At 64.9% G+C, this 26,526-nt stretch carries 24 protein-coding genes; 16 read left to right on the plus strand and 8 right to left on the minus strand.

What is annotated here, in order from left to right:
- Positions 1–29: 29 nt before the first annotated feature.
- Both ABIE08_RS15745 and ABIE08_RS15750 read right to left on the minus strand, forming a co-directional pair.
- Positions 30–695, minus strand: a complete 666-nt coding sequence (locus ABIE08_RS15745) for a DapH/DapD/GlmU-related protein (protein ID WP_354552473.1) — start codon at positions 693–695, stop codon at positions 30–32.
- Complete coding sequence (locus ABIE08_RS15750) at positions 692–1,840, minus strand: alpha-D-ribose 1-methylphosphonate 5-triphosphate diphosphatase (protein WP_436409571.1); 1,149 nt, start codon at positions 1,838–1,840, stop codon at positions 692–694. The genes ABIE08_RS15745 and ABIE08_RS15750 overlap by 4 nt, the downstream gene beginning before the upstream one ends.
- A 235-nt stretch (positions 1,841–2,075) precedes the next feature.
- Between ABIE08_RS15750 and ABIE08_RS15755 the strand changes: the two genes are divergently transcribed.
- From ABIE08_RS15755 to ABIE08_RS15775, 5 genes are all read left to right on the plus strand, one after another.
- Complete coding sequence (locus ABIE08_RS15755; RefSeq protein ID WP_354552476.1) at positions 2,076–3,086, plus strand: LacI family DNA-binding transcriptional regulator; 1,011 nt, start codon at positions 2,076–2,078, stop codon at positions 3,084–3,086.
- Between the two features lie 52 nt (positions 3,087–3,138).
- Positions 3,139–4,452 (plus strand): extracellular solute-binding protein, encoded by a 1,314-nt coding sequence (locus ABIE08_RS15760; protein ID WP_354552477.1) that lies wholly within the window; start codon positions 3,139–3,141, stop codon positions 4,450–4,452.
- 168 nt (positions 4,453–4,620) lie between these two features.
- Entirely contained in the window at positions 4,621–5,517 is an 897-nt protein-coding gene (locus tag ABIE08_RS15765; RefSeq protein WP_354552817.1) for a carbohydrate ABC transporter permease, read from the plus strand.
- Positions 5,514–6,407 (plus strand): carbohydrate ABC transporter permease, encoded by an 894-nt coding sequence (locus tag ABIE08_RS15770; RefSeq protein WP_354552478.1) that lies wholly within the window; start codon positions 5,514–5,516, stop codon positions 6,405–6,407. Before ABIE08_RS15765 ends, ABIE08_RS15770 begins: the two co-directional genes overlap by 4 nt.
- Positions 6,408–6,447: 40 nt before the next feature.
- Entirely contained in the window at positions 6,448–8,127 is a 1,680-nt protein-coding gene (locus ABIE08_RS15775) for a GH32 C-terminal domain-containing protein (protein ID WP_354552480.1), read from the plus strand.
- 16 nt (positions 8,128–8,143) lie between these two features.
- Here ABIE08_RS15775 and ABIE08_RS15780 read toward each other — a convergent pair whose 3' ends face one another.
- Positions 8,144–8,746: a TetR/AcrR family transcriptional regulator gene (locus tag ABIE08_RS15780; protein WP_354552481.1), complete on the minus strand. Its 603-nt coding sequence runs from the start codon at positions 8,744–8,746 to the stop codon at positions 8,144–8,146.
- Between the two features lie 88 nt (positions 8,747–8,834).
- Here ABIE08_RS15780 and ABIE08_RS15785 point away from each other — a divergent pair, with 88 nt between their 5' ends.
- The 6 genes from ABIE08_RS15785 to ABIE08_RS15810 all read left to right on the plus strand — a co-directional run bounded on the left by ABIE08_RS15785 (position 8,835) and on the right by ABIE08_RS15810 (position 15,870).
- Complete coding sequence (locus ABIE08_RS15785) at positions 8,835–10,355, plus strand: MFS transporter (protein WP_354552482.1); 1,521 nt, start codon at positions 8,835–8,837, stop codon at positions 10,353–10,355.
- Positions 10,356–10,576: 221 nt separating this feature from the next.
- Positions 10,577–11,461, plus strand: a complete 885-nt coding sequence (locus ABIE08_RS15790; RefSeq protein WP_354552484.1) for an AraC family transcriptional regulator — start codon at positions 10,577–10,579, stop codon at positions 11,459–11,461.
- Between the two features lie 242 nt (positions 11,462–11,703).
- Positions 11,704–12,774: an ABC transporter substrate-binding protein gene (locus tag ABIE08_RS15795; protein WP_354552485.1), complete on the plus strand. Its 1,071-nt coding sequence runs from the start codon at positions 11,704–11,706 to the stop codon at positions 12,772–12,774.
- A 73-nt stretch (positions 12,775–12,847) separates the two neighbouring features.
- A complete protein-coding gene (locus tag ABIE08_RS15800) occupies positions 12,848–13,690 on the plus strand; it encodes an ATP-binding cassette domain-containing protein (RefSeq protein ID WP_354552486.1) in 843 nt (280 codons plus the stop codon).
- A complete protein-coding gene (locus tag ABIE08_RS15805; RefSeq protein WP_354552488.1) occupies positions 13,687–14,940 on the plus strand; it encodes a sugar ABC transporter permease in 1,254 nt (417 codons plus the stop codon). The genes ABIE08_RS15800 and ABIE08_RS15805 overlap by 4 nt, the downstream gene beginning before the upstream one ends.
- Positions 14,941–15,105: 165 nt before the next feature.
- Complete coding sequence (locus ABIE08_RS15810) at positions 15,106–15,870, plus strand: SDR family NAD(P)-dependent oxidoreductase (RefSeq protein WP_354552489.1); 765 nt, start codon at positions 15,106–15,108, stop codon at positions 15,868–15,870.
- 101 nt (positions 15,871–15,971) lie between these two features.
- Here ABIE08_RS15810 and ABIE08_RS15815 read toward each other — a convergent pair whose 3' ends face one another.
- Positions 15,972–16,595, minus strand: coding sequence for an HAD family hydrolase (locus tag ABIE08_RS15815; RefSeq protein ID WP_354552490.1), 624 nt, complete (start codon positions 16,593–16,595; stop codon positions 15,972–15,974).
- Between the two features lie 3 nt (positions 16,596–16,598).
- Positions 16,599–17,630, minus strand: coding sequence for a phosphogluconate dehydrogenase (NAD(+)-dependent, decarboxylating) (gnd, locus tag ABIE08_RS15820; protein WP_354552491.1), 1,032 nt, complete (start codon positions 17,628–17,630; stop codon positions 16,599–16,601).
- Between the two features lie 368 nt (positions 17,631–17,998).
- Here gnd and ABIE08_RS15825 point away from each other — a divergent pair, with 368 nt between their 5' ends.
- Complete coding sequence (locus tag ABIE08_RS15825) at positions 17,999–18,757, plus strand: HAD-IIB family hydrolase (RefSeq protein WP_354552493.1); 759 nt, start codon at positions 17,999–18,001, stop codon at positions 18,755–18,757.
- Positions 18,754–19,836: a glycoside hydrolase family 130 protein gene (locus ABIE08_RS15830; protein WP_354552494.1), complete on the plus strand. Its 1,083-nt coding sequence runs from the start codon at positions 18,754–18,756 to the stop codon at positions 19,834–19,836. Before ABIE08_RS15825 ends, ABIE08_RS15830 begins: the two co-directional genes overlap by 4 nt.
- A 57-nt stretch (positions 19,837–19,893) precedes the next feature.
- Here the strand turns inward: ABIE08_RS15830 and ABIE08_RS15835 are convergent, their stop codons facing one another.
- From ABIE08_RS15835 to ABIE08_RS15845, 3 genes are all read right to left on the minus strand, one after another.
- Positions 19,894–20,715: a carbohydrate ABC transporter permease gene (locus ABIE08_RS15835; protein WP_354552819.1), complete on the minus strand. Its 822-nt coding sequence runs from the start codon at positions 20,713–20,715 to the stop codon at positions 19,894–19,896.
- Between the two features lie 85 nt (positions 20,716–20,800).
- A complete protein-coding gene (locus tag ABIE08_RS15840; RefSeq protein WP_436409560.1) occupies positions 20,801–21,715 on the minus strand; it encodes a carbohydrate ABC transporter permease in 915 nt (304 codons plus the stop codon).
- A 76-nt stretch (positions 21,716–21,791) separates the two neighbouring features.
- Complete coding sequence (locus tag ABIE08_RS15845; protein ID WP_436409561.1) at positions 21,792–23,060, minus strand: extracellular solute-binding protein; 1,269 nt, start codon at positions 23,058–23,060, stop codon at positions 21,792–21,794.
- Between the two features lie 201 nt (positions 23,061–23,261).
- Between ABIE08_RS15845 and ABIE08_RS15850 the strand changes: the two genes are divergently transcribed.
- Genes ABIE08_RS15850 through ABIE08_RS15860 form a run of 3 tightly spaced genes read left to right on the plus strand, consistent with a single transcriptional unit; the run spans position 23,262 to position 26,295 of the window.
- Entirely contained in the window at positions 23,262–24,479 is a 1,218-nt protein-coding gene (locus ABIE08_RS15850; protein ID WP_354552495.1) for an ROK family transcriptional regulator, read from the plus strand.
- Positions 24,480–24,520: 41 nt separating this feature from the next.
- Positions 24,521–25,621, plus strand: coding sequence for a Gfo/Idh/MocA family protein (locus ABIE08_RS15855; protein WP_354552497.1), 1,101 nt, complete (start codon positions 24,521–24,523; stop codon positions 25,619–25,621).
- Positions 25,622–25,650: 29 nt separating this feature from the next.
- On the plus strand, positions 25,651–26,295 hold the full coding sequence (locus tag ABIE08_RS15860) for a ThuA domain-containing protein (protein WP_354552498.1): 645 nt from the start codon (positions 25,651–25,653) through the stop codon (positions 26,293–26,295).
- Positions 26,296–26,526: the final 231 nt, after the last annotated feature.

Below are 26,526 nucleotides of genomic sequence, written 5' to 3' on the forward strand. Positions count from 1 at the left end.
CGCGACGGGCCGGGCTTTTTTCTTGTCCGTCAGGCAGAGGGCTCGTGCTTGTCGAGGAAGGCCACGATGTCGAGGCTTCTGAAATCGAGCAGCGCCTCGCGCAGCCGGGCATGCGGCCAGTCCCACCAGGCGAGCGCCATCAGCCTGTCGGCGATCGCTTCGGGGAAGCGCCGCTTGATCGGCTTGGCGGGCACGCCGGCGACGATCGTGTAGGGCTCGACCGGTTTCGATACCACGGCGCCGGCCGCGATGATGGCGCCGGTGCCGACGCTGACGCCGGCGAGCACGACTGCGCCGTGGCCGATCCAGACGTCATGCCCGATGGTGACGTGATGATCGCGGCGCCACTGGAAGAATGCGCTGTCGTCATCTTCGGCCATGCCATAGCGGCGGGCGCGATAGGTGAAATGATGCTGCGTCGCCCGCCACATCGGATGGTTGCCGGGATTGATCCGCGTCGATGCCGCGATCGAGCAGAACTTGCCGATCGTCGCATAATTGACCATTGCGTCGCGGTCGAAATAGCTGAAATCGCCCATCTCGACCTCGTCGAGCAGCACGCGCTCGCCAATGTCGACATAGCTGCCAAGCGTGGAACGGGTCACCACGGCGGTCGCGTGGATATGGGTGTCGAAGCCGAGGACGTTACCGTCTTCGGGGCTCGCCGCTTTCGCAGTGTCCGTCGAGCCAGTCACGACCGGGCCTCGTCGGCGCGCCAGATCGAGCGGATGACGGGGTGGCCATCGACCAGCCGGACGCGCAGCAGGTCGGCCCGCCGCCCCGGTTCGATCCGGCCGCGATCCGACAGCCCGACCATGTCGGCCGGCGTCGCGCTGACCGTCGCGACGGCCTGGGGCAGGGACATGCCGTTGGCCGCCAGCACGAAGGCGGCCTCGAGCAGGCTGGTCGGCACATAGTCGGAGGAGAGGGCGTCGAGCAGGCCGTTCGCGGCCAGTTCCGCGGCGCTGACATTGCCGGAATGCGAGCGCCCCAGCACGACGTTCGGGCCGCCCATGACGATCTTCATGCCGCGTGCGCGCGCCTGCTCGGCCGCCTCTAGCGTCGTTGGGAATTCGGAGATCGCGACGCCCTCCTGCCGGGCACGATCGACCTCGTCCGACGTGGTGTCGTCATGGCTGGCGAGGGGAATGCCGCGCGCCGCTGCCTGTCTGCGGATCTCGGCCCGCTGCGGTGCCGAATAGGTTTCGCGGTCGGCGCGCCGCTGCGCGATATAGGCGTCGAACTCCGCATCGGTCCAGACGCGGCCACTCTTCTTGCGGCGGAAGGCGCGATAGATGGCGAGGTCGCTCCACTGGCCTTGGCCGGGCGTGTGATCCATCAGGCTGACCAGGCCGAGACGCGGATGGTCGGCATAGCGGCCGAAGATATCGAGCGCGCCGGCGTCGGAAACCTCGCAGCGGAAATGCAGGAAGTGGTCGGCCTTGAGCAGGCCATGGGCGCGCGCCGCATCGAGGTTCTCGATGCTCTTGCTGATCATGGCGCGACGCTCGCCGCCGGTGTCGTAGTCCCCCAGCGAAATGGCGTCGTAGACGGTGGTGATGCCGGCGCCGAACATGTCGCGGTCATGCGCCAGCACCGCGCCGATGGCCGAGGGCCAGGCGACGGCCGGACGCGGCGCGAAATGGCGCTCGAGATTATCGGTGTGGACGTCGATCAGCCCGGGAAGCAGGAAATCGCCGTCCCCGTCGATCGCGCCCGCGTCGGCGCTGAGATCGGTGTCGATCGCCTGGATCCGCCCATCCTCGATCGTGACGCTGCCACGGACGACCTCGTTCGGGAGGACGATCTGGAAATTGTTCAGGACGGTGTACATGGCGATCCGGGAGACATGACAGGTGAGGGGGCTGCTCGTCGCGCCCGATCGGCTGCACCTAAGCCTGCTTTGTTGCGGTTTCGTGACGGGCTGGCTGGCCGGGAAGGGGAGAAGCTCAGCCAGCCGCGGTACGGGGACCGAGGCAGCCCTTGTGGCAAAGTTTATCGCGGCGCCGGGGCCGATTGACAGAAACCGTCCCTCCATGCAATTTGGGTAAACGATAACTCAGAGCCAAACGCCAATGGCCGACGCCAAAGTCTCAATGCAGGATATTGCCGGCCGGCTGGGCGTCTCGGTGAAAACCGTTTCGGGCGCGCTGCATGGTGGCTCCATCCGCATGTCGGACGAGACGCGCCAGAAGATCAAGGCGCTGGCGGATGAACTGGGCTATGTCCCCAATCTGGTGGCGCGCGGCATGCGCCAGGGCTTCCTGCCGATCCTCGGCATCGTCGCTGACGGCCTGATCACTCAGCCCTTCGCCACCGAGATCATGCGCTCCTTCGACAACGCCGCGCGGGCCGATGGGCTTTCGGTCGTGGTGACCAATATTGGCGGCCGCACGGTCGAGGCGAGCGTCGCGGAACTGCAGCGGTTGATGCCGCGCACGATCGCCTATGCGAGCATGTATCATCAGGTCGTCGCTATCCCGGAATCGCTGCGGGGCGTGATCTCGCTGATGATCAATTGCCGCGACGAGGCCGGTCTCATCCCGTCGCTGGTGCCGGCGGAGCAGGATGCAGCCGAGACCATCGTCGAGCATCTTTTCGCGCATGATCGGCGGAAGATCGCCTTCCTGAACCTGCCGGGCCTGATCGCCGCCCGGATGCGCGAGGACGGCTTTCGCGCCGCTCACGCCGCACGCGGCATCGAGGTCCAGGAAGCGTGGATGCTGCCGGCCACGCGCGGTCCGCTCTATGTCGATCGCGCCCGCAGCCTGGTACACGAGCACGTCGCGGCGCTGTTTTCCGGGCCTGCGCGGCCGGATGCAATCCTGTGCGGCAATGACCGTGTCGCCATGGAGGTCTATGGCGCGCTGCGGCGCCAGGGCCTCGATATTCCCGAGGACGTGTCGATCGCCAGCTTCGACAACCAGGTCGAGATCGCGGCAAGGCTCGACCCGCCGCTGACGACCATGGAACTGCCGCACCGCGCCATCGGTCGCCGCGCGGGCGAAATCCTGTCCGGCCACAGAAAGCCGTTGCAGAAGGTCGACGAAATTCCGTTTCGCCTCGTGGAGCGTGCCTCGGTCTGAGGTGACGAAACGGTTGAATTGAGCAAAACAGCTAGATTGGGAGGAGTTTGCAATGTCTGCTACTTTGGGTAATCGTTTACTGAAGAGCCTCGGCGCCGCGTCGGCGCTGAGCATCGCGGTCGGTGCGGGGCTTTCGGGCGCCCAGGCGGCCGAGCTCAAGGTGATGTTCCAGGGTGACCCCTATGAAATCACCATCATCACCGATGTCGCCAAGCGCTTCGAGGCGGCCAATCCCGGCACCACGGTGCAGCTGATCAACACGCCGCACGACGCCTATAACGAGAAGATCGGCGCGGCTGTCTCGGCCGGTTCGCTGCCCGACATCCTGCAGCTCGATGCACCCTTCCTGGCCAATTATGTCTGGTCCGGCTTCCTGCAGCCGGTCGGCAACCTGCTCGACAAGGCGCTGGTCGACGACATGACGGCGTCGAACGTCGCCCAGGGCACCTATCCGATCGACAAGGCGCTCTATGCCATCGGCCTGACCGACAGCACGGTCGCGCTCTATGGCAGCCGCAAGCAGCTCGAGGAACTGAAGATCCGCATCCCGACCTCGGTCGAGGATGCCTGGACGCGCGACGAGTTCGAGGCGGCGCTGAAGACGCTGTCGACCGCGCCGGGCGTCAAGTGGCCGCTCGACCTGTTCCGCTCCTATGGCAGCAAGACCGAGTGGATCACCTATGCCTATGAGCCGATCCTGGTCTCGATGGGCTGCGACGTGATTGACCGTACCAGCTGGAAGGCAACCGGCACGCTCGACGGCAAGGCCTGCGTCGACGCGGCGACGGAGATGCAGAACTGGGTAAAGCAGGGCTGGGTCGTGCCGCAATCGGCAGGACAGAACCAGTTCTACGCCGAAGGTCGTCCGGCAGCGCTTGCCTGGGGCGGTCACTGGTTCTACGCTGAGGCCAATGCCAAGATGGGCGACGACGTCGTCGTCATGCCGCTGCCGAAGTTCGGCGAGAAGGGCGTTAGCCCGAACGGCACCTGGATCTGGTCGGTCGCCAAGACCGCTTCCGATCCGGCCGCCGCCGGCAAGTTCCTGAGCTTCATGCTGCAGGACCCGGCCTATCGCGACGCGTACAAGGCGCATGCCGGCTTCCCCGGCCTGAAGTCCTTCGCCGCCGCCTCGCCGCTCTACGCCGACAAGGGCGCGATGGCCGTCGCCTTCGAGCAGGCCGGCAAGACCGCCGTCGCGCGTCCGCCGCATCCGGCGTACCCGACCATCACGCTCGCCTTCCAGAACGCGATGACCAACATCTTCGACGGCGCCGATCCGCAGGCCGAGCTCAGCAAGGCCGCCAAGAAGATCGACGACGATATCCTGGACAATGACGGCTACCAGCCGTTCGGCAAGGCCGAGTAGTCACGCAGGGTCCGGCCGCGCCCTGATACGCGGCCAAGGATCTCCTTCAAGAAAGACCCGGCCGCGCCCCGACGCGCGACCGGGAAACAAGTTCCGGGAGGCATCATTATGTCGAGCCAAGCGTCCCCCATGCCGGGTTCGGCATCGCCGGGGCCCATCCGCGCCGCCATGCCGCGTCGCAAGCCGCCGATCTGGGGCGGCCGTCTGCAGGAACTGGGCATGCTGCTGCCAGCCTGCATCCTGATTGCACTGTTCCTGCTGCTGCCCTTCCTGTCGTCCTTCGAGATCGCGCTGACCAATCAGCGCCTGATCCCGCGCCCGGTGCCGGTGCGCTTCGTCGGACTCGGCAATTTCCAGCAGATCCTGACCGATTCCGCCTTCTGGACGGCTCTTTGGAACGTCACGCGCTTCACGGTGATGGTGCTGCCGATCCAGTGCGGCTTCGCGCTGGCGATCGCGCTGCTCTTGAACCAGAAGCTGCCCTTCCGCAATTTCTTCCGCGGCCTGTTCTTCCTGCCGGCGATCACCTCGATGGTGGTGGTCTGCGTGATCTGGTCGACGTTGTTCCAGTATCCGACCGGCCCGTTCAACCAGATCGTCGGCTTCCTCTCCTTCGGGCTGGTGAGCCCGATCGACTGGCTCGGCGATCCGACCTGGGCGATGCCGTCGATCGTGCTGCTCTCGGCCTGGCAGGCCTATGGCTTCCAGATGATCGTCTATCTGGCCGGCCTGCAGAACATTCCCGAGACGCTCTATGAGGCGGCCGAACTCGATGGCGCCAATGCCTGGCAGCGCTTCTGGAACGTCACCATGCCGAGCCTGCGCCAGACGCATATCTTCGTGCTGATCATCACCACCATCCAGGCCTTCAAGCTGTTCACCCAGGTGAACATCCTGACCCAGGGCGGTCCGCGCGGCACCACCGACACCCTGGTCCACTACATGTTCACGGCCGGCTTCGTCGACCAGCGGCTGGGCCTCGCCTCGGCCGTCGCCATTCTCCTGTTCCTGATCGTGCTGGTCGTCTCGCTCGTTCAGCGCTTCGTCGTGAGGGATCGTCGATGAGCACCGTGGTTTCCGCCTCCACTCCGTCGCCGGTCGCCAAGGTCTCGGCCAAGCCGGATATCGGCGCGATCGTCAAGTTCGTCGCCGTGCTGATCATCGCGCTGGTGGTGATCTCGCCCCTGTTCCTGCTTTTCGTCGCCAGCCTGAAGCCGGACCGCTTCCAGATCCTCGCCGATATGGGCAGCTTCCGCGCCTTCTGGGTGTCCGAACCGTCGCTGCAGAACTTCACCGATATCGCGACCTTCAGTGGCGCGTTGCCCTTCGGCCGCTATTTGGTCAACTCGCTGATCATCCTGTTCTGCACGGTGCTGGGCGGCGTGTTCCTGAATTCGATGGCCGCCTTCGTGCTGGCCTGGGGCCGGTTGCCGGGCCGTGCCGTGGTGCTTACCGCGCTGATCGGGCTCTACATCGTGCCGCAGGAATCGATCGTCCTGCCGCTGCTCAGCCTGGTCAACAAGGTCGGCCTCGGCGACAGCTTCGCGGCGCAGATCCTGCCCTGGATGGCGAGCCCGCTCTATATCTTCCTGATCTACCAGTTCTTCATCCAGGTGCCGCGCGACATCTATGACGCCGCCACGGTCGACGGCGCCTCGCCGTTCCGCATCTACTGGTCGGTGTTCCTGCCCTTGAGCCTGCCGGTGCTCGCCACCGTCGCCATCCTGCTCGGCATCGAGACCTGGAACCAGTATCTCTGGCCGCTGATGGTCACCCAGACCGATTATGCGCGCCCGATCTCGGTCGGCATCGCCAGCTTCTTCGGCCATGACAGCGTCTACTGGAACAGCGCCATGGCCGCGTCGGTGATGATGATGGTGCCAGTGCTGATCTTCTATCTCGCCTTCCAGAAATGGTTCGTCAGTTCCTTCATCAGCTCGGCCGTCAAGGGCTGACACCACCATGGATATTCTTGAGACAATGGAAGACCTTGCAATGACCGAGTTCGAAGCCGACCTGGACGCGGGCGATATCGTCCATCTCTGGCAGAAGGCGCCGTCGCGGACGTCGCTTTCCGAAGTCGTCGTCACCGGGGGCGGCAGCGAGCCGGTGCGCCGGGCGGGCGCGCATTCCGACGATTTCACGCGTTCGGTCTTCGAGGCGCCCATGGCGGGAACCTACCGTTTCGGCTGGCAGGAGCCGGGAACGGCCGTGTCGCTGGCGTATAGCTTTGCGCCGTCGCGCCTGGCCGACGAAGGCGTGCGCCTGCTTCACACCACCGCGAAGAACCGCGCCAGCGAGGCTCGCTACAAGCTGCATTTCCAGGCGCCCTGGGGCTGGATGAACGATCCGAACGGCCTCTGCCAGATCGATGGCGCCAGCCACCTGTTCTACCAGCATTATCCGCACAGCCTGCGCTGGAACACGATGCACTGGGGCCATGCGGTCTCTGAAAATCTCGTCGACTGGATCGACCAGCCGATCTTCCTCGAGCCGCGCGCCGAGCTACTGGCCGATAACGGGCTGACGGGCGGCGCCTTCTCGGGCTCGGCCATTCCGCATGCCGGGGGCGGCGTCCGCGTCTTCTATACCGACCGCGAGGATGACCGCGAGCCGAGCCAGGAATGGCAGATCACGACTATGTCGCCGGACATGCTGTCGGCCGGACCTTCGACGCCCATCATCACCGACCGGCCGTCCATCCCCAATTTCGGCAAGGACATTCGCGATCCCTATGTCTTCAAGGGACCCGATGGGCTCTGGAAGATGGTCGTGGCCGGCGCCGATGATCGCGGCGGACTGGTGCTGCTCTATGAAACGCGGGATCCCGAGGCGGCCGACGGCTGGACCTTTGTCGGCATCCTGCATCGCGAACCGCTCTCGCGCAGCATCCCGGCAGAATGCCCGGGCCTCGTGGCGCTCGATGGCGAGGGGGAGGGGCTCTACGCCCTCATCTTCGGCATCATCGGCTATCGCGACGAGGCGACCCGCCGCCGCAATCTGAGTTACGCCATCGTTGGCCGCTTCGACGGTCGCACCTTCGAGCCCATCGCGCGCCGCGAGGTCGATTTCGGCACCGACTGCTATGCGATCCAGGCATTCCAGCATGCGGACGGCCCGGTCGGCATCGCCTGGGCCGCGAACTGGACCGATGTCTTCAAGGATCGCGACTTTGCTTCCGCCATGACCTTCCCGCGCCGCTTCATCTGGCAGGACGGCCAGCTGCGCATGCCGCCGGTCGAGGGCGTCAAGGCATTGCGGACCGGTGTCGCCACCGAGGCTCTCGTCGGCGCCGGCTCGGTGCCGCTCGCTCGCGGCCTTGGCGAGATTGAGATCGAGCTTGCGACACCGGGCGCGCCGTTCCGGCTCGACTTCGCCCATCCCGATCATGGCATCGCGCTGGTCTATGACGGCGCGGCGCTGGAGCTGGTGTTCGATCCGCCGGGTAACCGCGTCGTGCCGCGCTATCTGACGCCGACGACGACGCTGAAGACCGTCCGCATTTTCGTCGATGTCGGCCTGATCGAGATCTATGCCGATGACGGCCTGCAATGCGCCACCAAGCGCATCGACAGCGACCAACCGATCAGCGCGATTGAACTCCATGTCGATCCGGCAGCGGTCCGGACCGCACGGCTCTGGAACCTGCGCCCGAGGCTTGGTGCGGCCGCCTGAGCGGCGCACCGGTAGATTATTCGCCTTCTGGATTGGGGCCGGCCTGTTCCGGCCCCTTTTTCGTATCTGTGGCGCGGCCGTCCGGCACCAGCGCCCGGATGTCGGCGAAGATGGATTCCCAAGCCTCGTCGCCGAACTGCGCGAGGCCAAGGCCCCGCAGCAGGAACGCCCCCTCGGCGGCCAGCACGGCCGTCAAGGCACGCCGTCCGCCCGGCGACTTCGTGTCGAGCTTGTCGAGCAGTTCCCGGTAATAGCCCTGGATCTCGCTCCGGTAGTCGGGAGTCTGCACCAGGCTCGCGAGCAGGGCGCTGGCGCGAATGGCAGAGAGCTCGTCTTCGCGATGGCTGGCGTCGACATGGGCCGCTGCGGTGGAGTGGGGCTCATCCCCATGCGTCGCCAAATAGTCGGCCACCAGGCGTTCATAGGACTTTCCGGCACGCTCGAGCATAGCTTCGATCAGCGCATCCTTGGTGCCGAAGGAATAGAGGACGCCGCCCTTGCTGACGCCGGCCTCGCGCGCGACGGCGTCGATCGTCAGGCTGGTGACGCCACCCTTCGCGATCACGCGATCGGCCGCGTCCAGCAAACCCTCGCGATCAATCGTCGGTCGTCTGCCCATGTCTTTTCTCTTTTAATACCGTCTGGACGGATATATATGTCCGCTCCCCGACGCCGGCAATCCCTGTTGCGCGGGAATGGAGAAGAGAATGATCGTTGCGCCGCGCAATCGCTGGCTGGTGCTCACCGCCGTGATCCTGGCGTTCCTGCCCGTGGTCGTCGACATGACGATCCTGCATATCGCTGTCCCGTCGCTGACCGTCGCCCTCCGCGCGTCGGGCACGGAAATCCTCTGGATCATCGACATCTATCCGCTGATCATGGCGGGGCTTCTCGTGCCGATGGGCACGCTGGGCGACAGGGTCGGTCATCGCCGGCTGATGTTGACGGGCCTGACGATCTTCGCGCTGGCGTCTGTCTGCGCCGCATTTTCGCAGACGGCGTTGATGCTGATCCTGGCGCGTGTCCTGCTGGCCATTGGCTCCTCTATGATCATCCCGAGCGTGCTGGCCATCATTCGCCAGACCTTCGAGGACCCGAAGGAGAGGGCGCTGGCGCTCGGCGTCTGGAGCACGGTGGCTTCCGCCGGCGCAGCGATCGGCCCGCTGGCCGGCGGCTTCCTGCTGGAGCATTTCTGGTGGGGATCGGTATTCCTCATCAACGTACCGATCATGCTGGTCGTGCTGCCGGTGGTGTATCTGTTCATTCCCAACCGGCCGCTTGCGGCTCAGGGCAGTTGGAAGATCGGTCATGCCCTGCTGCTGATCGCCGGCCTGATCTCCACCGTCTATGCGGTGAAGACCGGCTTCAAGGCGGGGCCGTCCGTCTGGGTCTTTGGCGTCCTGGTGATGGGTCTCGCCCTGATGGCCTGGTTCGCTCGGTTGCAGATCGTCGGTTCCGAGCCGCTGCTGGACCTGTCGCTGTTCCGCAAGCCGGCGATCTCGGTCGGCATGTTGATGGCCTTCGTTGCGTCCGGTTCGCTCGCCGGCTTCGAACTGCTGCTGGCGCAGGAACTGCAATATGTCTATGGCCGCACGCCGCTTCAGGCCGGACTGTTCATGATGCCGCTCGTCGTCGCCTCGGCGATTGCCGGCCCGATTGCCGGCAAGCTCGCCGGCCGCTTCGGCCTGCGCTGGCTCGGCTCGGCCGGCCTCGCCGCGGCGGCGGCGGCATTGTTGGGCATCAGCCAGTCGAACATTGGCGGTGACGGCATTGTCATCGGTTGCCTGATGGCGGTGCTCGGCTTCTCGCTCGGCGTCGGCCTGCTGGCCTCGTCCGCCGCCATCATGGGAGCTGCGCCGGTCGAGAAGGCGGGCGCCGCGGGTTCGTTGGAGGCGACCGGCTACGAACTCGGCGCCGGCCTTGGCATTACCTTCTTCGGCGTCCTGCTCAGCACCATCTATCGCAGCCATTTCAACAGCATGGCGGGTCTCGGGCCGGATCGCGAAGCGGCGTCCGGCTCGATCGGCGAGGCCATGGTGATCGCCCGGCAGGTCGGCGGGACGGAAGGCGAGGCGATCGCAGCGGCGGCCCGCACGGCCTTCGCCAGCGCGCATGGTTCCGTGCTGATGGTGACGGCCGCCCTCATAGCGGTCCTGACGGTGGTGGTGTTCGTGGCCCTGCGCCACGAGAACGTCCCCTCAGGCCCCGGCGCCACGGTGCACCCTTGACCAGGGGCTCGCCTTCAGCCCGGCCTGGTGCCGGGCTGAAGGTCCCGCGCAGCGTGCCAACGACGCAAGTCTTGCATCAAAAAAGTATCAGCGGGACGATGGGCGTTTGGTAGCGCCCCTCCGCGGGGCCTCCTAAGGTCGCGTTATGCAGAGACCGCGTAAGTCGGCCTGCGGGAGTTGGATGCCTTGGGAAGGGCATCGAATGGGTGGGGAGGTCCGCCGTGACGCCAGATCTGGAAGTCGTGGATATTCGCCGCGGTGAATCCTACAAGGCTTGGGAGCATGGCTACCCGTTCCGCACGGTGCGCTGGCACTTTCATCCCGAATACGAACTGCATCATGTCGTCGCGACGCGCGGGCGCTATTTCGTCGGCGACTTCATCGGCGAGTTCGAGCCCGACAATCTGGTGCTGACAGGTCCGAACCTGCCGCACAACTGGATCAGCGACCTGCCGGAAGGCGCGACCGTGCCGCTGCGCTGCCGTATGGTGCTGTTCTCGCAGGAATTCATCGGCAATCTGATGAGCGTGGCGCCGGAATTGGCGGCCTTCGACCGGGTCCTGGAGCAGAGCCGTCGCGGCGCCCTGTTCCAGCCGACGACGGCGGCCGAAGCGGCCCCGCTGATGAAGGAAATGATCGAGGCGCAGGGCATCCGCCGCATCGAGCTGTTCATCAATCTGATGGGCATACTGAGCCGGTCCAGCGACATGCGTCCGCTGGCCAGCTCCCATTATCTGCCCGATCCCTCCGGCTACATGTCGGTCGGCATCAACAAGGCGCTAGCCTATATCGGCGAGCATCTGACCGAACCCTTCAGCGAGACCGATCTCGCCCAGATCGCCGGCCAGAGCGCCAGCGCGTTTTCCCGCAGTTTCCGCCGCCACACCGGCATGGCGCTGGTGCAGTTCGTCAATCGCCTGCGCATCAACCTGGCCTGCCAGCTGCTGATGAGCGACAGCGCGCAGCCGATCACCGAGATCTGCTACGCGGTCGGCTTCAACAATCTTTCCAACTTCAACCGCCAGTTCCTGACGCAGAAGGGCATGCCGCCCTCGCGGTTCCGGACGTTGCTGGCGGAGAATTCAAGGGTGGCCAAAGCCGCCTGAGAGCCGCGGAGGAGCAGGAGGACGTCGATCTCGGTCGAAGCCCAAGGTGAAGCGCTTGCCCGTTTCGCCAAGGGGAATGCTTTTCCGAAATTCCAAGAAGAAGGCAGGGCAAGACAGTCTCGACGCGACGATCCCTAGGGATCCGAGCCGAACTGGCAAATATCGGGATGTCCGAGACTTGCCGTGGACTGTCGGGCCGACAGCTTCTCATAAGCATAATATTGTCACAGGGAGAAGACGGAATGACCCAATTTGCTTGGAAGCGCGTTGCCGCGCTGGCGCTCGCTACATCGATGCTGGGCGGCCTCGCCGCAGCGGCGCACGCGGCGGAAGTCACGGACGCCACCGTGGCGTTCCTGATGCCCGACCAGGGCTCGACCCGGTACGAGGAGCATGACTACCCCGGCTTCAAGGCCGAGATGGCCAAGCTCTGCCCGGGCTGCAAGGTGATCTATCTCAATGCGGGCGCCGATGCGACGCGGCAGCAGCAGCAGTTCAATTCGGTCATCTCGCAGGGCGCCAAGGCGATCGTGCTTGATCCCGTCGACTCCGCCGCCGCCGCCTCCCTAGTCCAGCTCGCCCAGAGCCAGGATATCAAGGTCGTGGCCTATGACCGTCCGATCCCGGACGCCAAGGCCGACTTCTACGTCTCCTTCAACAATGAGGGCATCGGCAAGGCGATCGCGGATTCGCTGGTCGAGGAGCTCAAGGCCCGCAACGTCTCGCCGGATGCCGGCGGCGTGCTGCAGATCAACGGCTCGCCGACCGATGCGGCCGCCGGCCTGATCAAGAAGGGCATCCATGCCGGCCTCGACAATAGCGGCTACAAGATCCTGGCCGAATACGATACGCCGGACTGGACGCCGGCCAAGGCGCAGGAATGGGCGAGCGGCCAGGTCACGCGCTTCGGCAACAAGATTGTCGGCATCGTCGCCGCCAATGACGGCACGGGCGGCGGCGCCATCGCGGCCCTCAAGGCAGCCGGCGTCGATCCGGTCCCGCCAGTGACGGGCAATGACGCGACGATCGCGGCGCTGCAGCTGATCATCGCCGGCGACCAGTTCAACACCATCTCCAAGCCGAGCGAGATCGTGGCGGCGGCCGCGGCCAATGTCGTGATGCAACTGTTGAAGGGCGAGACGCCGAAGGCGGAGATGGAGCTCTACAACACCCCGTCGCAGCTCTTCACCCCGGCTGTCGTCACGGCCAAGAACCTGAAGGCCGAGATCATCGACAAGAACATCACGCCGGCCGAAACGCTGTGCGTCGATCGTTATGTCGAGGGTTGCAAGGCGCTGGGCATCCTCAAGTAGGCGGCGCCGCCCGGCCTCATCCGGGGCCGGGCGGACACCTTTCCGCGAACATTCCTGCAGAGGCTTGCCAAGCATGACCAATACAGAGCAAGGCGCTCCCCCGCTTCAAGGCGCTCCTCCGGCCGGGGATCCGGTCCTCAGCCTCCGGGGCATTTCCAAGCATTTCGGCGCCGTCTCGGCCCTGACCGATATCGACCTCGACGTCCGCGCCGGCGAAGTCGTGGCGCTGGTCGGCGACAATGGCGCCGGCAAGTCGACGCTGGTGAAGATCCTTTCCGGCGTGCACCAGCCGAGTTCCGGCACCATCCGCTTCCAGGGTGAGACCGTAACGCTCGATGACCCGAGCGCGGCGCTGTCGCTGGGCATCGCGACCGTGTTCCAGGACCTCGCGCTCTGCGAAAACCTCGACGTCGTCGCCAACATCTTCCTGGGCAAGGAACTCAATCCTCTGCGGATGGACGAGGTCTCGATGGAGACGCGTTCCTGGACCCTGCTGAACGAGCTTTCGGCCCGAATTCCCAGCGTCCGTGTCGCCGTCGCCTCGCTCTCGGGCGGACAGCGCCAGACGGTGGCGATCGCGCGATCGCTGTTGCTCAACCCGAAGCTGATCCTGCTCGATGAGCCGACCGCAGCGCTGGGCGTCGCGCAGACGGCGGAAGTGCTGGACCTGATCGAGCGGGTACGCGACCGCGGCCTCGCCGTGGTGATGATCAGCCACAATATGGAGGACGTTCGCGCCGTAGCGGATCGCGTCGTCGTTCTGCGCCTCGGCCGCAACAATGGCGAGTTCACCCCCGACGCATCGAACGAAGAGCTGGTGAGTGCCATTACGGGCGCTTCCAACAATTCGGTTTCCCGGCGCGCCGGCCGACGGCAGGCGCAGGCTGCCAGCCCCCATCCGGAGGCGGGCCTATGACCGACAAGAGCAAAACCGGCGCCGCGCCGATGCTCGACCGCCGCGACGAGCGCGTCACCCATGCGGCCGGCATTGGCGACACCATCCGCGCCTTTCTCGACCGGGTCCGTTCCGGCGATCTCGGCATGCTGCCGGTCATCGTCGGCCTGGTCATCATCTGGACAGTCTTCTCTATCCTCAATCCGGTATTCCTGAGCCCGAACAATCTGGTCAATCTGCTGTTCGATTCCTCGACGGTCGGCATCATCTCGCTCGGCATCGTCTGCATGCTGATGGTCGGCGAGATCGATCTTTCGGTCGGGTCGGTCAGCGGCGTCGCCTCGGCAATCCTCGGCGTGCTCTGGGTCAACCAGGGCGTCCCGGCCGGTCTTGCCATCCTGGCGGCAGTGCTTTCGGGGGCGGCGATCGGCTATGTCTATGCCCAGCTGTTCAACCGCTTCGGCATGCCGAGTTTCGTTGCGACGCTGGCCGGCCTGCTCACCTTCCTCGGCCTGCAACTCTACCTTCTCGGCACGACAGGCTCGATCAATCTGCCCTATGGCTCGCCGCTGGTGCGGTTCGGCCAGCTGATGGTGATGCCGGCGATCGTGTCTGTCATCCTGGCCGCCGTTCCCGGCGCGGTGATGCTCTATACGGGCTATCGCACGGCCGCCCGCCGCCGCGCCGCCGGCCTGTCGTCGCAATCGTCGGGCGGGATCATCGCCCGCGCCGCCGCGGTGACGATCGTGGCCGAACTGGTCGTGCTCTACCTCAACCAGGGCCGCGGCGTGCCGTGGATGTTCGGCCTGTTCGTCGGTCTCGTGCTGGCGATGCAATATGCGTTGACCCGCACGCGCTGGGGGCGGTCGATGTTCGCGGTCGGCGGCAATCGCGAGGCGGCCCGGCGCGCCGGCATCAATGTTCGCGCCATCTACACCAGCGCCTTCGTTCTCTGTTCGACGCTGGCGGCTTTTGGCGGCGTGATGGCGGCCTCAAGGCTGGCATCCTCCAGCCAACAGGCAGGCACCGGCGACGTCAACCTGAACGCGATCGCGGCGGCGGTCATCGGTGGCACCAGCCTGTTCGGCGGCCGCGGCAGCGCCTATTCCGCGCTACTCGGCATCATTGTGATCCAGTCGATCTCGAGCGGCCTGACCTTGCTCGATCTGTCGTCGTCGCTTCGCTACATGATCACCGGCGGCGTGCTCGCCATCGCTGTCATCGTCGACTCGCTCGCCCGTCGTTCGCGCGCCAGCCACGGCCGCGCCTGATCCGGAAAACCTGACCGGCGCCCCCTCCGGGCCGCGCCGGTCTCCATCCTTGCCGATGTCGGGCAGACAGCTCTTCTGCCCGGGCGGGATGGCTTGTCCCGCAGTTCCAGCGTCACCATCGGGGTGGCGCCCTTTATCCCCCCTTGCTGAAGAAGGAAGACGATCGTGATCCCCAGGAGAGGCGAAGGCCAGTCCGTTCTCGTCACCGGTTCGTCGCGCGGCATCGGCCGCGCCATCGCGCTGCGCTTCGCGGCCGAGGGCTACCACGTGGTCGCGATGGACATGCCCCGACAGGAGGCCGAGCTGAAGGAAGCCCAGGCGCTGATCCGCGATGCCGGCGGCCGCTGCGACCTCGTCTTCGGCGACGTCAGCGACCCGGAATCGGTCAAGACCTTCGTCGCCGAGGCCAAGGCGATCGCCGGCCATATCGACGTGCTCGTCAACAATGCCGGCGTCCTGTCGCTGGCGCTGGTGGACGACATCGAGCCCGACGAATGGGACCGCATGTATGACGTCAACACCAAGGGCACGTTCCTGGTCTGCAAGGCGCTGCTCGCGCAGTTCCGCGAGGCGGGCAAAGGCCGCATCGTCAACATCGCCTCGATCGGCGGCAAGCGCGGCGCCCCGTTGCAGGCGCATTATTGCTCGTCCAAGGCGGCTGTCATCAGCTTCACCCATATCCTGGCGCAAGAAGTCGCCAAGGATGGCATCACGGTGAACGCCGTCTGCCCGGGGATCATCGATACCGAGATGGGCCGCAACAACTACCGCGACGAGAAGGCTTTGCAGGCGGTGAAGGACAAGACGGCCATGGGCCGGCTCGGCTATCCCGACGATGTGGTCGGCGCCGTCGCCTTCTTCGCCTCGGATGACGCGTCGTTCATCACCGGCCAGGCGCTGAACGTCTGCGGCGGCATCATCTTCCACTAAGGGCTTGCTGTCGGGGGATGCCCCTCACCCAGGCCTTTCTCGCTCGCGGGAGAAGGTGGGGTGAGGAACTTGCTTGTTCGCCGGTTGACGCTGTCCCGCCGCTACCCCGCCACGAGCCCGACCTCTGCCAGGGCTTTCTCGGTCGAAGCGAGGTCGGTATGCGTCCGGCCGCGAATGCCGAGGCCGGCGGCGAGGTCGACATATTCGCCGGTGTTGTCGATGTAGAACACCTGCTCCGGCCGGGTCATCGAGACCTCGAGCGCGATCTGGAAGATATCGGTGTCCGGCTTGCGGACATGGACGAAACTCGACGAGATGAAGATATCGAACAGGCGATCGAGGCCGAAGGTCTCGATTCTGTAGGCGTTGAGTTCCTTCGCCTCGTTGCTGACCGCGACCAGCTTCAGGCCATAGCGCTGCTTGAGCCTGGGAAACAGCGCCAGCATACCGGGATCGGGCTGCGACTGCCCGCACATGAACTCCCAGAACGCCTCCCGGCCGAAAGGGCGCGGCTCGTTGAAGATCACCTGGGTGAGATAATCGTCGAGGCTGAGGCGGCCCTTCTCATAGGCGTCGACATGCGCCTGATGCAGGGCCTCTATCGCGTCCCAGTCAAGCCCGAAGGTTTCGGCGGCGCGATGGCGTGAAAGATGGTCCCAGCCATTGGTCAGCAGCACGCCGCCAATGTCGAGGAAGAGGGTGGTGATCCCCGCGACTTCCGGCATGGATCACTCCCCCGCGTCGGACGTGACCGTGCGGGTCGGCGCCAATGGAACGATCGGCGGCTTGGCCTCCAGATGTCCGCCAAAGCCGAACCGCATCGCCGAGAGCATCTTGTCGCCGAAATGCAGCTCCATCCGGGTGCGGAAGCGGGCAAATAGCGACGCGGTCAGGACGTCTGCGGGAACCGATTCCTCGATCGCCGCCTGTACGGTCCAGCGTCCTTCGCCGGAATCCTGCACGAAGCCAGAAAATTCCTGCAATTGCGGATCGCGCGCCAGCGCGGCGGCGCCGAGATCGAGCAGCCACGAGGTGATGACGCTGCCGCGCCGCCAGACTTCGGCGATCTCGGCAATGTTGAGCGTGAAGCGCTCGTCCTCCGGCAACTCGGTCGAATCCTTGTTGCGCAGGATGTCGAAGCCCTCGGCATAGGCCTGCATCAGCCCGTATTCGATGCCGTTATGCACCATCTTGACGAAATGGCCGGAGCCGGCGGGCCCGGTGTGGATGTAGCCGCGCTCGGCGCGCGAGACCGCTTCGCCGAGGCCCGGCGTGCGGGGGATGTCGCCAAGGCCCGGGGCGAGCGTCGCAAAGATCGGGTCTAGATGCTCGACCGCTTCCTTGGTGCCGCCGATCATCATGCAATAGCCGCGATCGAGCCCCCAGACGCCGCCCGAGGTGCCGCAATCTACATAGCGGATGCCTTTTTCGGCGAGGTGGCGTGCGCGGCGGATATCGTCCTTGTAGAAGGCGTTGCCGCCGTCGATCAGGATGTCCTCTGCCTGCACCAGGCCTTCCAGTTCCTGGATCGTATCCTCGGTGATCTTGCCGGCGGGCAGCATCAGCCAGATGGCGCGCGGCCGCTCCGTCAGCGACGACACCATCTCCTCCAGCGACCGGACGACGATCGCCCCTTCGATCGCCAGGGCTTCGCCGGCCGTCGGATTGCGGTCGTAGACGACGCAACGATGTCCGGCTCGCATCAGGCGGCGCGCGATGTTTCCGCCCATGCGGCCCAGTCCGATCACACCAATCTGCATTTCAATGGTCCTCGCGAGAATGTTGGCGGGCAAGCTTTGGCAGGGAGGGAGAAATCTATGGAAGATCCGGTTGGTCGACTCTCTGCCCGGGGGAGACGACACCGGGTGACATAGAGCCGGCGTCGCCGCAGTGTAGGCTGGCCATCCTATCAAGTCATGCGCAAGCCTTTACGACGTTCGCCGAGGCGCTGGTCTGTTGGCTTGAATTTCCTTAGGGATAGCAAGCACGTCGGTGGCGGAATTTCCGCCGGCGTGGAACGGGCGCCTTCCTCGGCTCGTTGATGTCGGACCGGGCAGGGTTCCTGCCCGGCATTGTCGTGCGTAGTCCAGAGCGGCAGCGCGTGTCGAAAGGACCATCCGGAACCACCATGAAAAAACTCGTAGTCTTCGATCTCGACGGCACTCTCGCCGAAAGCAAATCCTCGCTCGATCCCGAAATGGCGGAGCTGCTTGTCCGCCTTCTGGCCGTTGCCAAGGTCGCGGTGATTTCCGGCGGCGCCTGGCCGCAGTTCGAAAGCCAGTTCCTGCGCAATTTCCCCCAGGATGACAGGCTCAGGGACCTTTCCCTGCTGCCCACCTGCGGAACGCAGTTCTATCGCTATGACGGCGGCTGGACGAAGCTCTATGCCGAGGATTTCTCGGACGCGGACAAGCAGCAGATCATCGGGGCGCTCGATCGCGCGCTGGATGAAACGGGCCTGCGCCCGGCGAAGCACTGGGGCGATCTGATCGAGGATCGCGGCAGCCAGATCACGCTTTCCGCGCTGGGCCAGCAGGCGCCGCTGGAAGAAAAGAAGAGCTGGGATCCCGATTTCAGCAAGCGCAACCGGCTGAAGGAAGTGCTGCAGCCGATGATCCCGCGCTTCTCGGTCAATCTCGGTGGCGCCACCTCGATCGACGTGACGATGCCCGGCATCGACAAGGCCTATGGCATCCACAAACTGCGCGAAATCCTGCGCATCGCGATCCCGGACATGGTCTTCGTCGGCGATGCGATCTTCCCGGGCGGCAATGATTACCCGCCCAAGCAGGCCGGCGTTTTCTCGATTCGCGTCCGCGATCCCGAAGAGACGAAGCGCGTCATCGAAGCCTTCCTTGCCTGCATGGAGAGCGGGAGCCCGTCGTGATCCCGTTCGAGATGAAGCGGCTCGGCATGATCATGCAGCCGCTTAAGGGGGAGGCCAACGAGGCGGAGGGCGTTCTCAACCCGGCCGCCATCCGCGGCAAGGACGGGGAGCTCTATCTGTTTCCCCGCCTCGTCGCGAAGGGCAATTATTCCCGCATCGGCATCGCTCGCGTACTGTTCGATGCCCAGGGCGACCCGCGGGATGTGGAGCGCATGGGCGTCGCGCTCGAGCCGGAGGCGGATTACGAGCTTCGCGCCGATGGGGGCGGGGGCTGTGAGGATCCGCGCATCAGCTATGTCGAGGCGCTGGATCAATACGTGATGACCTATACCGCGCTGTCGCCGCGCGGTCCGCGCATCGCGATTGCTGTTTCCGATGATCTGTTTCACTGGAAGCGCTTGGGTCTCGCCACCTTCCGTCCCTATCACGGCATCGATTTCGAGGGTATCGACGACAAGGATGCGAGCCTCTTCAGCGCGCTGGTCCCGGACCCGATGGGGCGGCCGACGCTGGGGCTGATTCACCGTCCGCTCTTTCCCGGCACCCGCCCGGAAGAGACGATCCATCAGCCGGCATCAAAACCGTTGGACACCGATCGCGAGTGCATCTGGATCTCCTATTGCCGGCTCGGCAATGGAGGCGACAAGCCGCAGCTTGGCGAGTTCGTCGAGCATCACAAGCTGACGTGCCCGGAGGCCATCTGGGAGCGCCTGAAGATTGGCGGCGGCGCTCCGCCCATTCTTTGCCATCATGGCTGGCTGATGATCTATCACGGCGTCGGCGACATGGCCTGTCCGAGCCCTTCAGGCCGGAAAATGCGCTATTCGGCGGGCGCGATGATACTTTCGCAGGGGCATCCCAACCGGATTCTATATCGTTCGCCGGAGCCCATCCTGGTCCCCGACAGTCCGCTGGAACTGGAGGGGGCCGTCGATGCCGTCGTCTTTCCGACTGGAATCGATCGCCGCGACGATCTCGGACAGCCCGATCGTTTCGATGTCTATTACGGCATGGCCGACGACCGGATCGGCGTGGCGCGGCTCGACGTGCCGGAGGTGCTGCCGCCCTCGTCGCCATGAGCGGCAGCCGTTTGTCCGAGAGGGCGCCGGTCCCATGCCGACGCCCTGCGCCAACGCTTATCCCTTGACCGCGCCTGCCGTGAGGCCGGCGACGATATGCTTCTGGGCGGCGAAGAAGACGATGATCGTCGGCAGGATGGTGAGCGTGATGAAGGCGAGCACCAGCTGCCATTCGGTCGAATATTCGCCCTGATAGACCATGATGCCGAGCGGCCACGGATATTTCGCATCCGTGTTCAGCAGGATCAGCGGCATGATGTAGTTGTTCCAGGAATTCACGAAGGCGACGATGCCGACGGTCGCCAGGATCGGCCGCGAGAGCGGCAGCGTGACGTGCCAGAAATAGGCGATGTAGCCGCAGCCATCGACCTGCGCCGCGTCGAACAGCTCATGCGGCACATTCTGGAAGAACTTGCGGAACAACATGATGCTCATGCCGAGGCCAAAGGCGACCTGGGGCAGGACGACGCCCCAATAGGTATCGAGCAGCCCAAGGTCGCGGATGCGGATGAACAGCGGCAGGATGGCGGTCGCGACTGGAAACATCAGTCCGATCAGGAAGTAGTTGAGCAGGAAGCCCGAGCCGAAGAACGTGACATGCGCGAAGGTGAAGGCGGCCATGGACGCGACGGCGAGGGTCAGGACCACCGTCAGCACCGCGATGATCATGGAGTTGCCCAGCATCTGCCAGTAGCGGCCGCTGCCCAGGATATCGAGGTAGTTGGACCAGATCCATTGCGACGGCAGGCCGAACGGGTTGACGCGCAGGTCGCCCAGCGCCTTGAACCCGCCGATCGCGGTGGTGAGCAACGGCAACAGCACGATCGCCGCCACGATGAACAGGCTCGCATAGAGATAGAGCCAGGTGACGAAGCTCATCCGGTGCTTCGAGAATACGTCCCGGCGCGGACGCGTGACGACGGCCGGCTTCGCGGCCACGGGCTTTCCGGCGATGAATGTCTGATCAGTCATTGCGCATAAAGATCCGTTTGTAGCCGAAGGCCAGCGTGATGCAGATGACGAACAGGACGACGCCGATGGCGCTGCCGAAGCCGACCTTCATCCGGGTGATGCCGTAGGAGTAGAGGAAGGTGACCATGGTCTGGGTGCTGTTCGAAGGCCCGCCGCCGGTCAGCGGCATGATCATGTCGAAGAGTTGCAGCGAGCCGATCACCGAGAAGAAGACGGAGAGCCGGATCGTCGGCGCCAGCAGTGGCAGCGTGATGTTGCGGAAGCGCTGCCAGCGCGTCGCGCCGTCCATCTCGGCCGCCTCGTAATAGCTCTTGTCGATCGATTGCAGCCCGGCGATGAACAGCATCATGTGGAAGCCGAAATACTTCCAGACGATGACGCCGAGCACGGCGTAGATGGCGAGGTTCTTGTCGGCCAGCACATAGGGCGAGGCGACGTTGAAGAACGAGGCGATGGCCGCGAACAGGCCATAGTCGCCGTCATAGACGAAGCGCCAGATCAGGCCGGCCGCCACGTCCGCCAGCACATAGGGCATGAAGAAGATCAGGCGGAACGACACGGCGCCCGGAATGCGGTGCGACACCATCGTCGCCAGCCAGAGCGCCAGCGGGATCTGGATCGCGATCGAAACGAGCATGATCAGCCCGTTGTTCATCAGCGCCTGGCGGAACGCGCCATTGCGAAAGAGCAGCTCGAAATTCTTCAGGCCGATGAACTTCTCCGGCAGGCCATAGCCGTTCCAGTCATAGAGGCTGTACCAGGCTGCCTCTCCCATCGGCAGGATGACGAAGAGGGTGAAGACCAGCAGGGCAGGCGGCAGGAACAGGATCAGGACGGGCAAGGTGCCCTTGGTCCTGGGTCTGCCAGCGCCGCCTTGTGCGGGCGCGGCGATCATCGTTTGGCTCATCGGCCCGGACTCTCCGGCGGGAAAAGGATCCGCCGCCGCGGTGAGGGACCCGCGGCGGCGACGGACAGCTTGGGAACTACTGTTCGAGTTCCCATGCGTCCTGGATCTGTTGGGCGGCGTCCTCGGGCGACATCTGGCCCGACACGATCTCGACGGAAACGTCGTTGACGACGCGACCGACGGCGGGGCCCAGATCCTGGTCGAGGAAGTTCTGGTGCCAGGTGGAGGCGGCCAGCTGCTTGGCGGATTCCGCCACCAGAGGATCCTTCACGCCATCCTCGGCACCGATGGTGACCGGGATCATGATGCCTCTTTCGGCCTGCAGCCGCTCATTCTCGACATTGGTCAGGAAGGCGGCGAATTCGACGGCCTCCTTTGGCGCGTCCTTGCTGATGACCCAGGCATTGAGGCCGCCCAGCGTGTCGGTGACCTTGCCGGCGCCGCCGGCCACGATCGGGAAGGCGAAACGGCCGAGATTGTCGCTGGCAAGGCCCTTGCCGTCGGCAGCCTGGTTGGCCTGGTTCTTCTCTGTCGCCTCGAAGCCGAGGATCATCGCGGCCTTTCCGTCGGCGAAGGCGCCGAGCGCCTGCGGCCATTTGGTGCCGAGATAGCCGGGCTGGAACGGCTCCAGCGCACCCAGCGCCTTGAGCTGCTCGCCCGCCTTGACGAACGGCTCGGCCTTGAAGCCGTCGCCGCCATTGGCCTTGGCGGTATCGAAGGCTTCCTTGCCGCCATTGCGCATGGCGAGATAGCTCCAGTAGAAATGGAGCGGCCATTTCTCGCCGCCGCCGCCGGCGATCGGCACGATGCCGGCGTCCTTCAGCGTCTTCACCGCGGCCAGGAAATCGTCCCAGGTCTGGATCTTGTCGGCGTCGATGCCGGCCTTCTTGAACAGTTCCTTGTTATAGAAGAACGACACCGTGCCCATCTTGTAGGGAACGGCCCAGACCTTGTCTTCGAAGGTCAGGCCGGCGACCGAGGCCGGGTTGTAGCTCTTTTCCCACTTGCCGCCATCGGCCTGCATTTCGGCCGTCAGGTCCTTGATCGCACCGGTCTCGGCCTGTGCCTTCAGCACGCCGCCCGCCCAGGAGAAGAAGATGTGCGGCGCGTCCTTCGACTGCAGCAGCGTCGGCAGCTTGGCCTTGAAGGCCTCGTTCTCGAGGAACTGGGTCTGCACCTTCACGCCCGGATGCGCCGCCTCAAACTGCTTGATGATCTCATCCCAAGCCGTCAGCGTGACAGGATCTGTTTCCAGATGCAGCCATTTGACCGTAACGTCGGCCATGGCGGTGCTGGCGGAAAGCGCAAGGCCGATCGCCGCGCCGAAGAGCGTTCTGAACTTCATCGATTGTCCTCCCAGACGGCCCCGGCTGTTTCCTCCCACCGGCGCTCGTTTAATAAACAATGCGGATTAAATCTGTTCTCGTTCGGGGGCGCCTGTCAAGAGAAGCTCTTATTTGTTGCGCTGCAGCGCGGAATCTTGCGTTGACAGCCTCCCTCCGCAGTGTGAATAACTGCCTGACCCGGAATAAATGGCTCCCTGGAAATGAAGACAGCTGATCCCGAATTGATGCGCGCCATCAATCGCTTCCACGTGATGGACGCGATCCGGCGGTTCGGCCCGATCTCGCGAGTCGAGATCTCCGACCGCACGCAATTGTCGGCGACGACCGTCTCGGCGATCACCGCGGCGCTGCTCGATGACGGCCTGATCATCACACAGCAACTGGGCGGCATACGCGACGCGGCGCGGGGCCGGCCGCGCGTCATGCTGGAATTGAACCCGGCTGCCGCGCACGTGGTCGGCGTCAAGCTGGCGCTCGACCAGATCACCGTCGCGACCACCAATTTCCGCGCCGACGTGCTGTCGAGCCTGGTGCTGCCGATCCGCCTGCAGCGTCAGTCGGTATCGGTCATCGCCGATCTGGTCGAGGATGGTATCCGCCGATGCGTCGCCGATGCCGGCCTGGCCATGGAGCAGATTTCCGGCGTCTGCGTCGGGCTGCCTGGCGTCGTCGAGCGGATCGCCGGCGTGTGTCGCGCCAGCCCGATCTTCGGCGAGCGCGACGTTCCGTTTGCCGCGGAAATGACCGACCGGCTCGGCGGCGTCGTGGCGACGATCGACAGCGACGTCAATCTCGTCACACTGGCCGAGCACTGGTTCGGCCAGGCGCGTGGCCTCGATGATTTTCTTGTCATCTCCGTCGAGCTCGGCCTCGGTCTCGGCATCATGCACAATGGCGAACTGTTTCGCGGCGCCAATGGCCTGAGCCCGGACCTCGGCGACCTGATGGTGCGTCCGCCGACCGGCAATGGCTCGACCCGGCTGGCCAGCGCCGCCTCGGAGGCGAGCATCGTCGCCGAGGCGCGCGAGATCCTGGCCGGCGAAGAGCATGAGCACGCCTTCCGGCTCGGTCGCGGCCTCGAGAAGATCCTGGAACTTGCGGAGAAGGGGGAGCCGCGAATCCTGGCTTTGCTGGAGCGGGCCGGCGGCGCGCTCGGCTTCGCTATCGCCAACCTGATCACGCTGTTCGCGCCGCCCAAGGTCATCATGGCGGGGGCGGCGCTGGAGGCGGGCGACGCACTGGTCGGGCCGATCCGTCGCACGGTGGCGGACCTGCTGCCGCCGAGCCTCGCCGACGTTTCCGACATCGTCGTCCACCACTGGCAGGACGACATCTGGGCGCGCGGCGCGGCCGCGATGACGCTTCGCGACCTCTATGGCGCGCCCTGGAACACCACGGGACCGGTCGTCCATCGCTGACGACCGCCGACACAGAAATCGCATCTGGGAGAGAGCGCGAGATGGCTGAACGGGTAGGAATTGGATTCATCGGCTGCGGCAATATCAGCGCGGCCTATCTGAAGGCGGCGGCGGGATTCCCGATCCTCGACATTCGCGGCGTCGCCGATCTGAATGCCGACGCGGCGCAGGCGCGGGCGACGGAATTCGGCCTCACGGCCATGTCGATCGACGCCATGCTGGCTGATCCGTCGATCGAGATCATCGTCAATCTGACGATCCCGAAGGCGCATGTCGATGTCGGCCTGCAGGTCGTGGCGGCCGGCAAGCATGTGCACTCGGAAAAGCCGCTCGGCATTTCCACGGGCGAGGCGCGAAAGCTCGTCGAGGCGGCCAAGGCAAGGGGCGTCCGCCTCGGCAGCGCGCCGGACACCTTCTTCGGCGGCGCCCATCAGACCAGCCGCAAGCTGATCGACGAGGGCGCCATCGGCACGCCGATCGCCGGCACCGCTTTCTTCATGTGCCCCGGCCATGAGCGCTGGCACCCCAATCCCGGCTTCTATTACCTCGATGGCGGCGGACCGATGCTCGACATGGGGCCGTACTACGTCACCGACCTGGTCAATTTGCTCGGTCCCGTCGCCCGCGTGGCCGGCGTCGCCACCAAGCTGCGCGACGAGCGCCTCGTCACCAGCGAGCCGCTGAACGGTACAAAGATCCCGGTCGAGGTCGCGACCCATGTCGCCGGCACGATGCAGTTCGTCTCCGGCGCGGTCGTCACCATCGCCATGAGTTTCGACGTGCCGCGCCACCAGCACAGCCCGATCGAGCTCTATGGCTCGGCAGGCTCCATCCTCGTGCCGGATCCCAACCATTTTGGCGGCGACATCAAGCTCGCGACGGCCTCGGAGGACTGGCACACCGTCCCGACCCAGCATGGCTATGCCGACGGCAATTTCCGCGTCATCGGCGTCGCCGACATGGCGGAGGCGATCCGCACCGGCCGGCCGCACCGCGCCAATGGCGATCTCGCCTTCCATGCGCTGGAGGTGATGGAGGCATTCCAGCGCTCGTCCGACACGGGCGAGCACATCACGATCGAGAGCCGCCCGGAACGCCCGGCCGCGCTGCCGGTTGGCGTCGCCATCGGCGCGATCGGCTGAAACAAACCAATTCAAGAGGGAGTGAGACCATGCGCGAGGCATTGATTGTCTGGGGCGGCTGGAGCGGCCACGAGCCGGAGCAGGGCGCCAACATCATCGCGGGGATGCTCGAGGAGGAAGGCTTCAAGGTCTATCTCGAGAATTCGACCGAGGCGTTCGCCGATCCGGCCATCGCCGACATGAGCCTGATCGTGCCGATCTACACCATGTCGAAGATCGAGAAGGAGGAGCTTCTCAACCTGACCAAGGCGGTCGAGGGCGGCGTCGGCCTTGCCGGCTATCATGGCGGCATGGGCGATGCGTTCCGCGAGGCGGTCGAATACCAGTTCATGGTCGGCGGCCAGTGGGTCGCCCATCCGGGCAATATCATCGACTACCATGTCGATGTGACCAAGCCGGACGACCCGATCATGGAAGGCATTCCGACCCGCTTCCCCTATCGCTCCGAGCACTACTACATGCATGTCGACCCCTCGAACGAGGTTCTGGCGACGACGACCTTCACCGGCGACCATGCCTATTGGATCGATGGCGTCGTCATGCCGGTCGTCTGGAAGCGCAAGCATGGCAAGGGGCGGGTGTTCTATTCCTCGCTCGGCCATGTCGCCAGCGAGTTCGACGTGCCGGAAATGAACACGATCATGCGTCGCGGCCTGCTCTGGGCGGCGCGCTGACGACACCCTCTCCCGCCGCGACCGGGCTGGTCGCGGCGGGAGAGATCTCCATGGGCTTACATTGATAGATATCTAAAATATCAGGCGAGGTCGCTTTGTGGCTCTTGTCGGCATGTCCATTCTCGCGTCCCATGACGGGTGACGCTGCGCCAGCCTGCTGATTCGCACGCGCCGGATTTCAGGACGGTCGCCGGGATCTCCCAGACATCCATGTGGACCCGAGGCTGCCGA

This window comes from Kaistia defluvii (assembly GCF_040548815.1).
Classification (GTDB): domain Bacteria; phylum Pseudomonadota; class Alphaproteobacteria; order Rhizobiales; family Kaistiaceae; genus Kaistia; species Kaistia defluvii_A.

Excerpts from the sequence above, each read along its gene's own strand:
- ABIE08_RS15755 (WP_354552476.1), top strand. The coding sequence starts at position 2,076 with ATGGCCGACGCCAAAGTCTCAATGCAGGATATTGCCGGCCGGCTGGGC.
- ABIE08_RS15760 (WP_354552477.1), top strand. The coding sequence starts at position 3,139 with ATGTCTGCTACTTTGGGTAATCGTTTACTGAAGAGCCTCGGCGCCGCG.
- ABIE08_RS15765 (WP_354552817.1), top strand. The coding sequence starts at position 4,621 with ATGCCGCGTCGCAAGCCGCCGATCTGGGGCGGCCGTCTGCAGGAACTG.
- ABIE08_RS15770 (WP_354552478.1), top strand. The coding sequence starts at position 5,514 with ATGAGCACCGTGGTTTCCGCCTCCACTCCGTCGCCGGTCGCCAAGGTC.
- ABIE08_RS15775 (WP_354552480.1), top strand. The coding sequence starts at position 6,448 with ATGACCGAGTTCGAAGCCGACCTGGACGCGGGCGATATCGTCCATCTC.
- ABIE08_RS15780 (WP_354552481.1), bottom strand. The coding sequence starts at position 8,746 with ATGGGCAGACGACCGACGATTGATCGCGAGGGTTTGCTGGACGCGGCC.
- ABIE08_RS15785 (WP_354552482.1), top strand. The coding sequence starts at position 8,835 with ATGATCGTTGCGCCGCGCAATCGCTGGCTGGTGCTCACCGCCGTGATC.
- ABIE08_RS15795 (WP_354552485.1), top strand. The coding sequence starts at position 11,704 with ATGACCCAATTTGCTTGGAAGCGCGTTGCCGCGCTGGCGCTCGCTACA.
- ABIE08_RS15800 (WP_354552486.1), top strand. The coding sequence starts at position 12,848 with ATGACCAATACAGAGCAAGGCGCTCCCCCGCTTCAAGGCGCTCCTCCG.
- ABIE08_RS15805 (WP_354552488.1), top strand. The coding sequence starts at position 13,687 with ATGACCGACAAGAGCAAAACCGGCGCCGCGCCGATGCTCGACCGCCGC.
- ABIE08_RS15815 (WP_354552490.1), bottom strand. The coding sequence starts at position 16,595 with ATGCCGGAAGTCGCGGGGATCACCACCCTCTTCCTCGACATTGGCGGC.
- gnd (WP_354552491.1), bottom strand. The coding sequence starts at position 17,630 with ATGCAGATTGGTGTGATCGGACTGGGCCGCATGGGCGGAAACATCGCG.
- ABIE08_RS15825 (WP_354552493.1), top strand. The coding sequence starts at position 17,999 with ATGAAAAAACTCGTAGTCTTCGATCTCGACGGCACTCTCGCCGAAAGC.
- ABIE08_RS15835 (WP_354552819.1), bottom strand. The coding sequence starts at position 20,715 with ATGAGCTTCGTCACCTGGCTCTATCTCTATGCGAGCCTGTTCATCGTG.
- ABIE08_RS15840 (WP_436409560.1), bottom strand. The coding sequence starts at position 21,715 with ATGAGCCAAACGATGATCGCCGCGCCCGCACAAGGCGGCGCTGGCAGA.
- ABIE08_RS15845 (WP_436409561.1), bottom strand. The coding sequence starts at position 23,060 with ATGAAGTTCAGAACGCTCTTCGGCGCGGCGATCGGCCTTGCGCTTTCC.
- ABIE08_RS15850 (WP_354552495.1), top strand. The coding sequence starts at position 23,262 with ATGAAGACAGCTGATCCCGAATTGATGCGCGCCATCAATCGCTTCCAC.
- ABIE08_RS15855 (WP_354552497.1), top strand. The coding sequence starts at position 24,521 with ATGGCTGAACGGGTAGGAATTGGATTCATCGGCTGCGGCAATATCAGC.
- ABIE08_RS15860 (WP_354552498.1), top strand. The coding sequence starts at position 25,651 with ATGCGCGAGGCATTGATTGTCTGGGGCGGCTGGAGCGGCCACGAGCCG.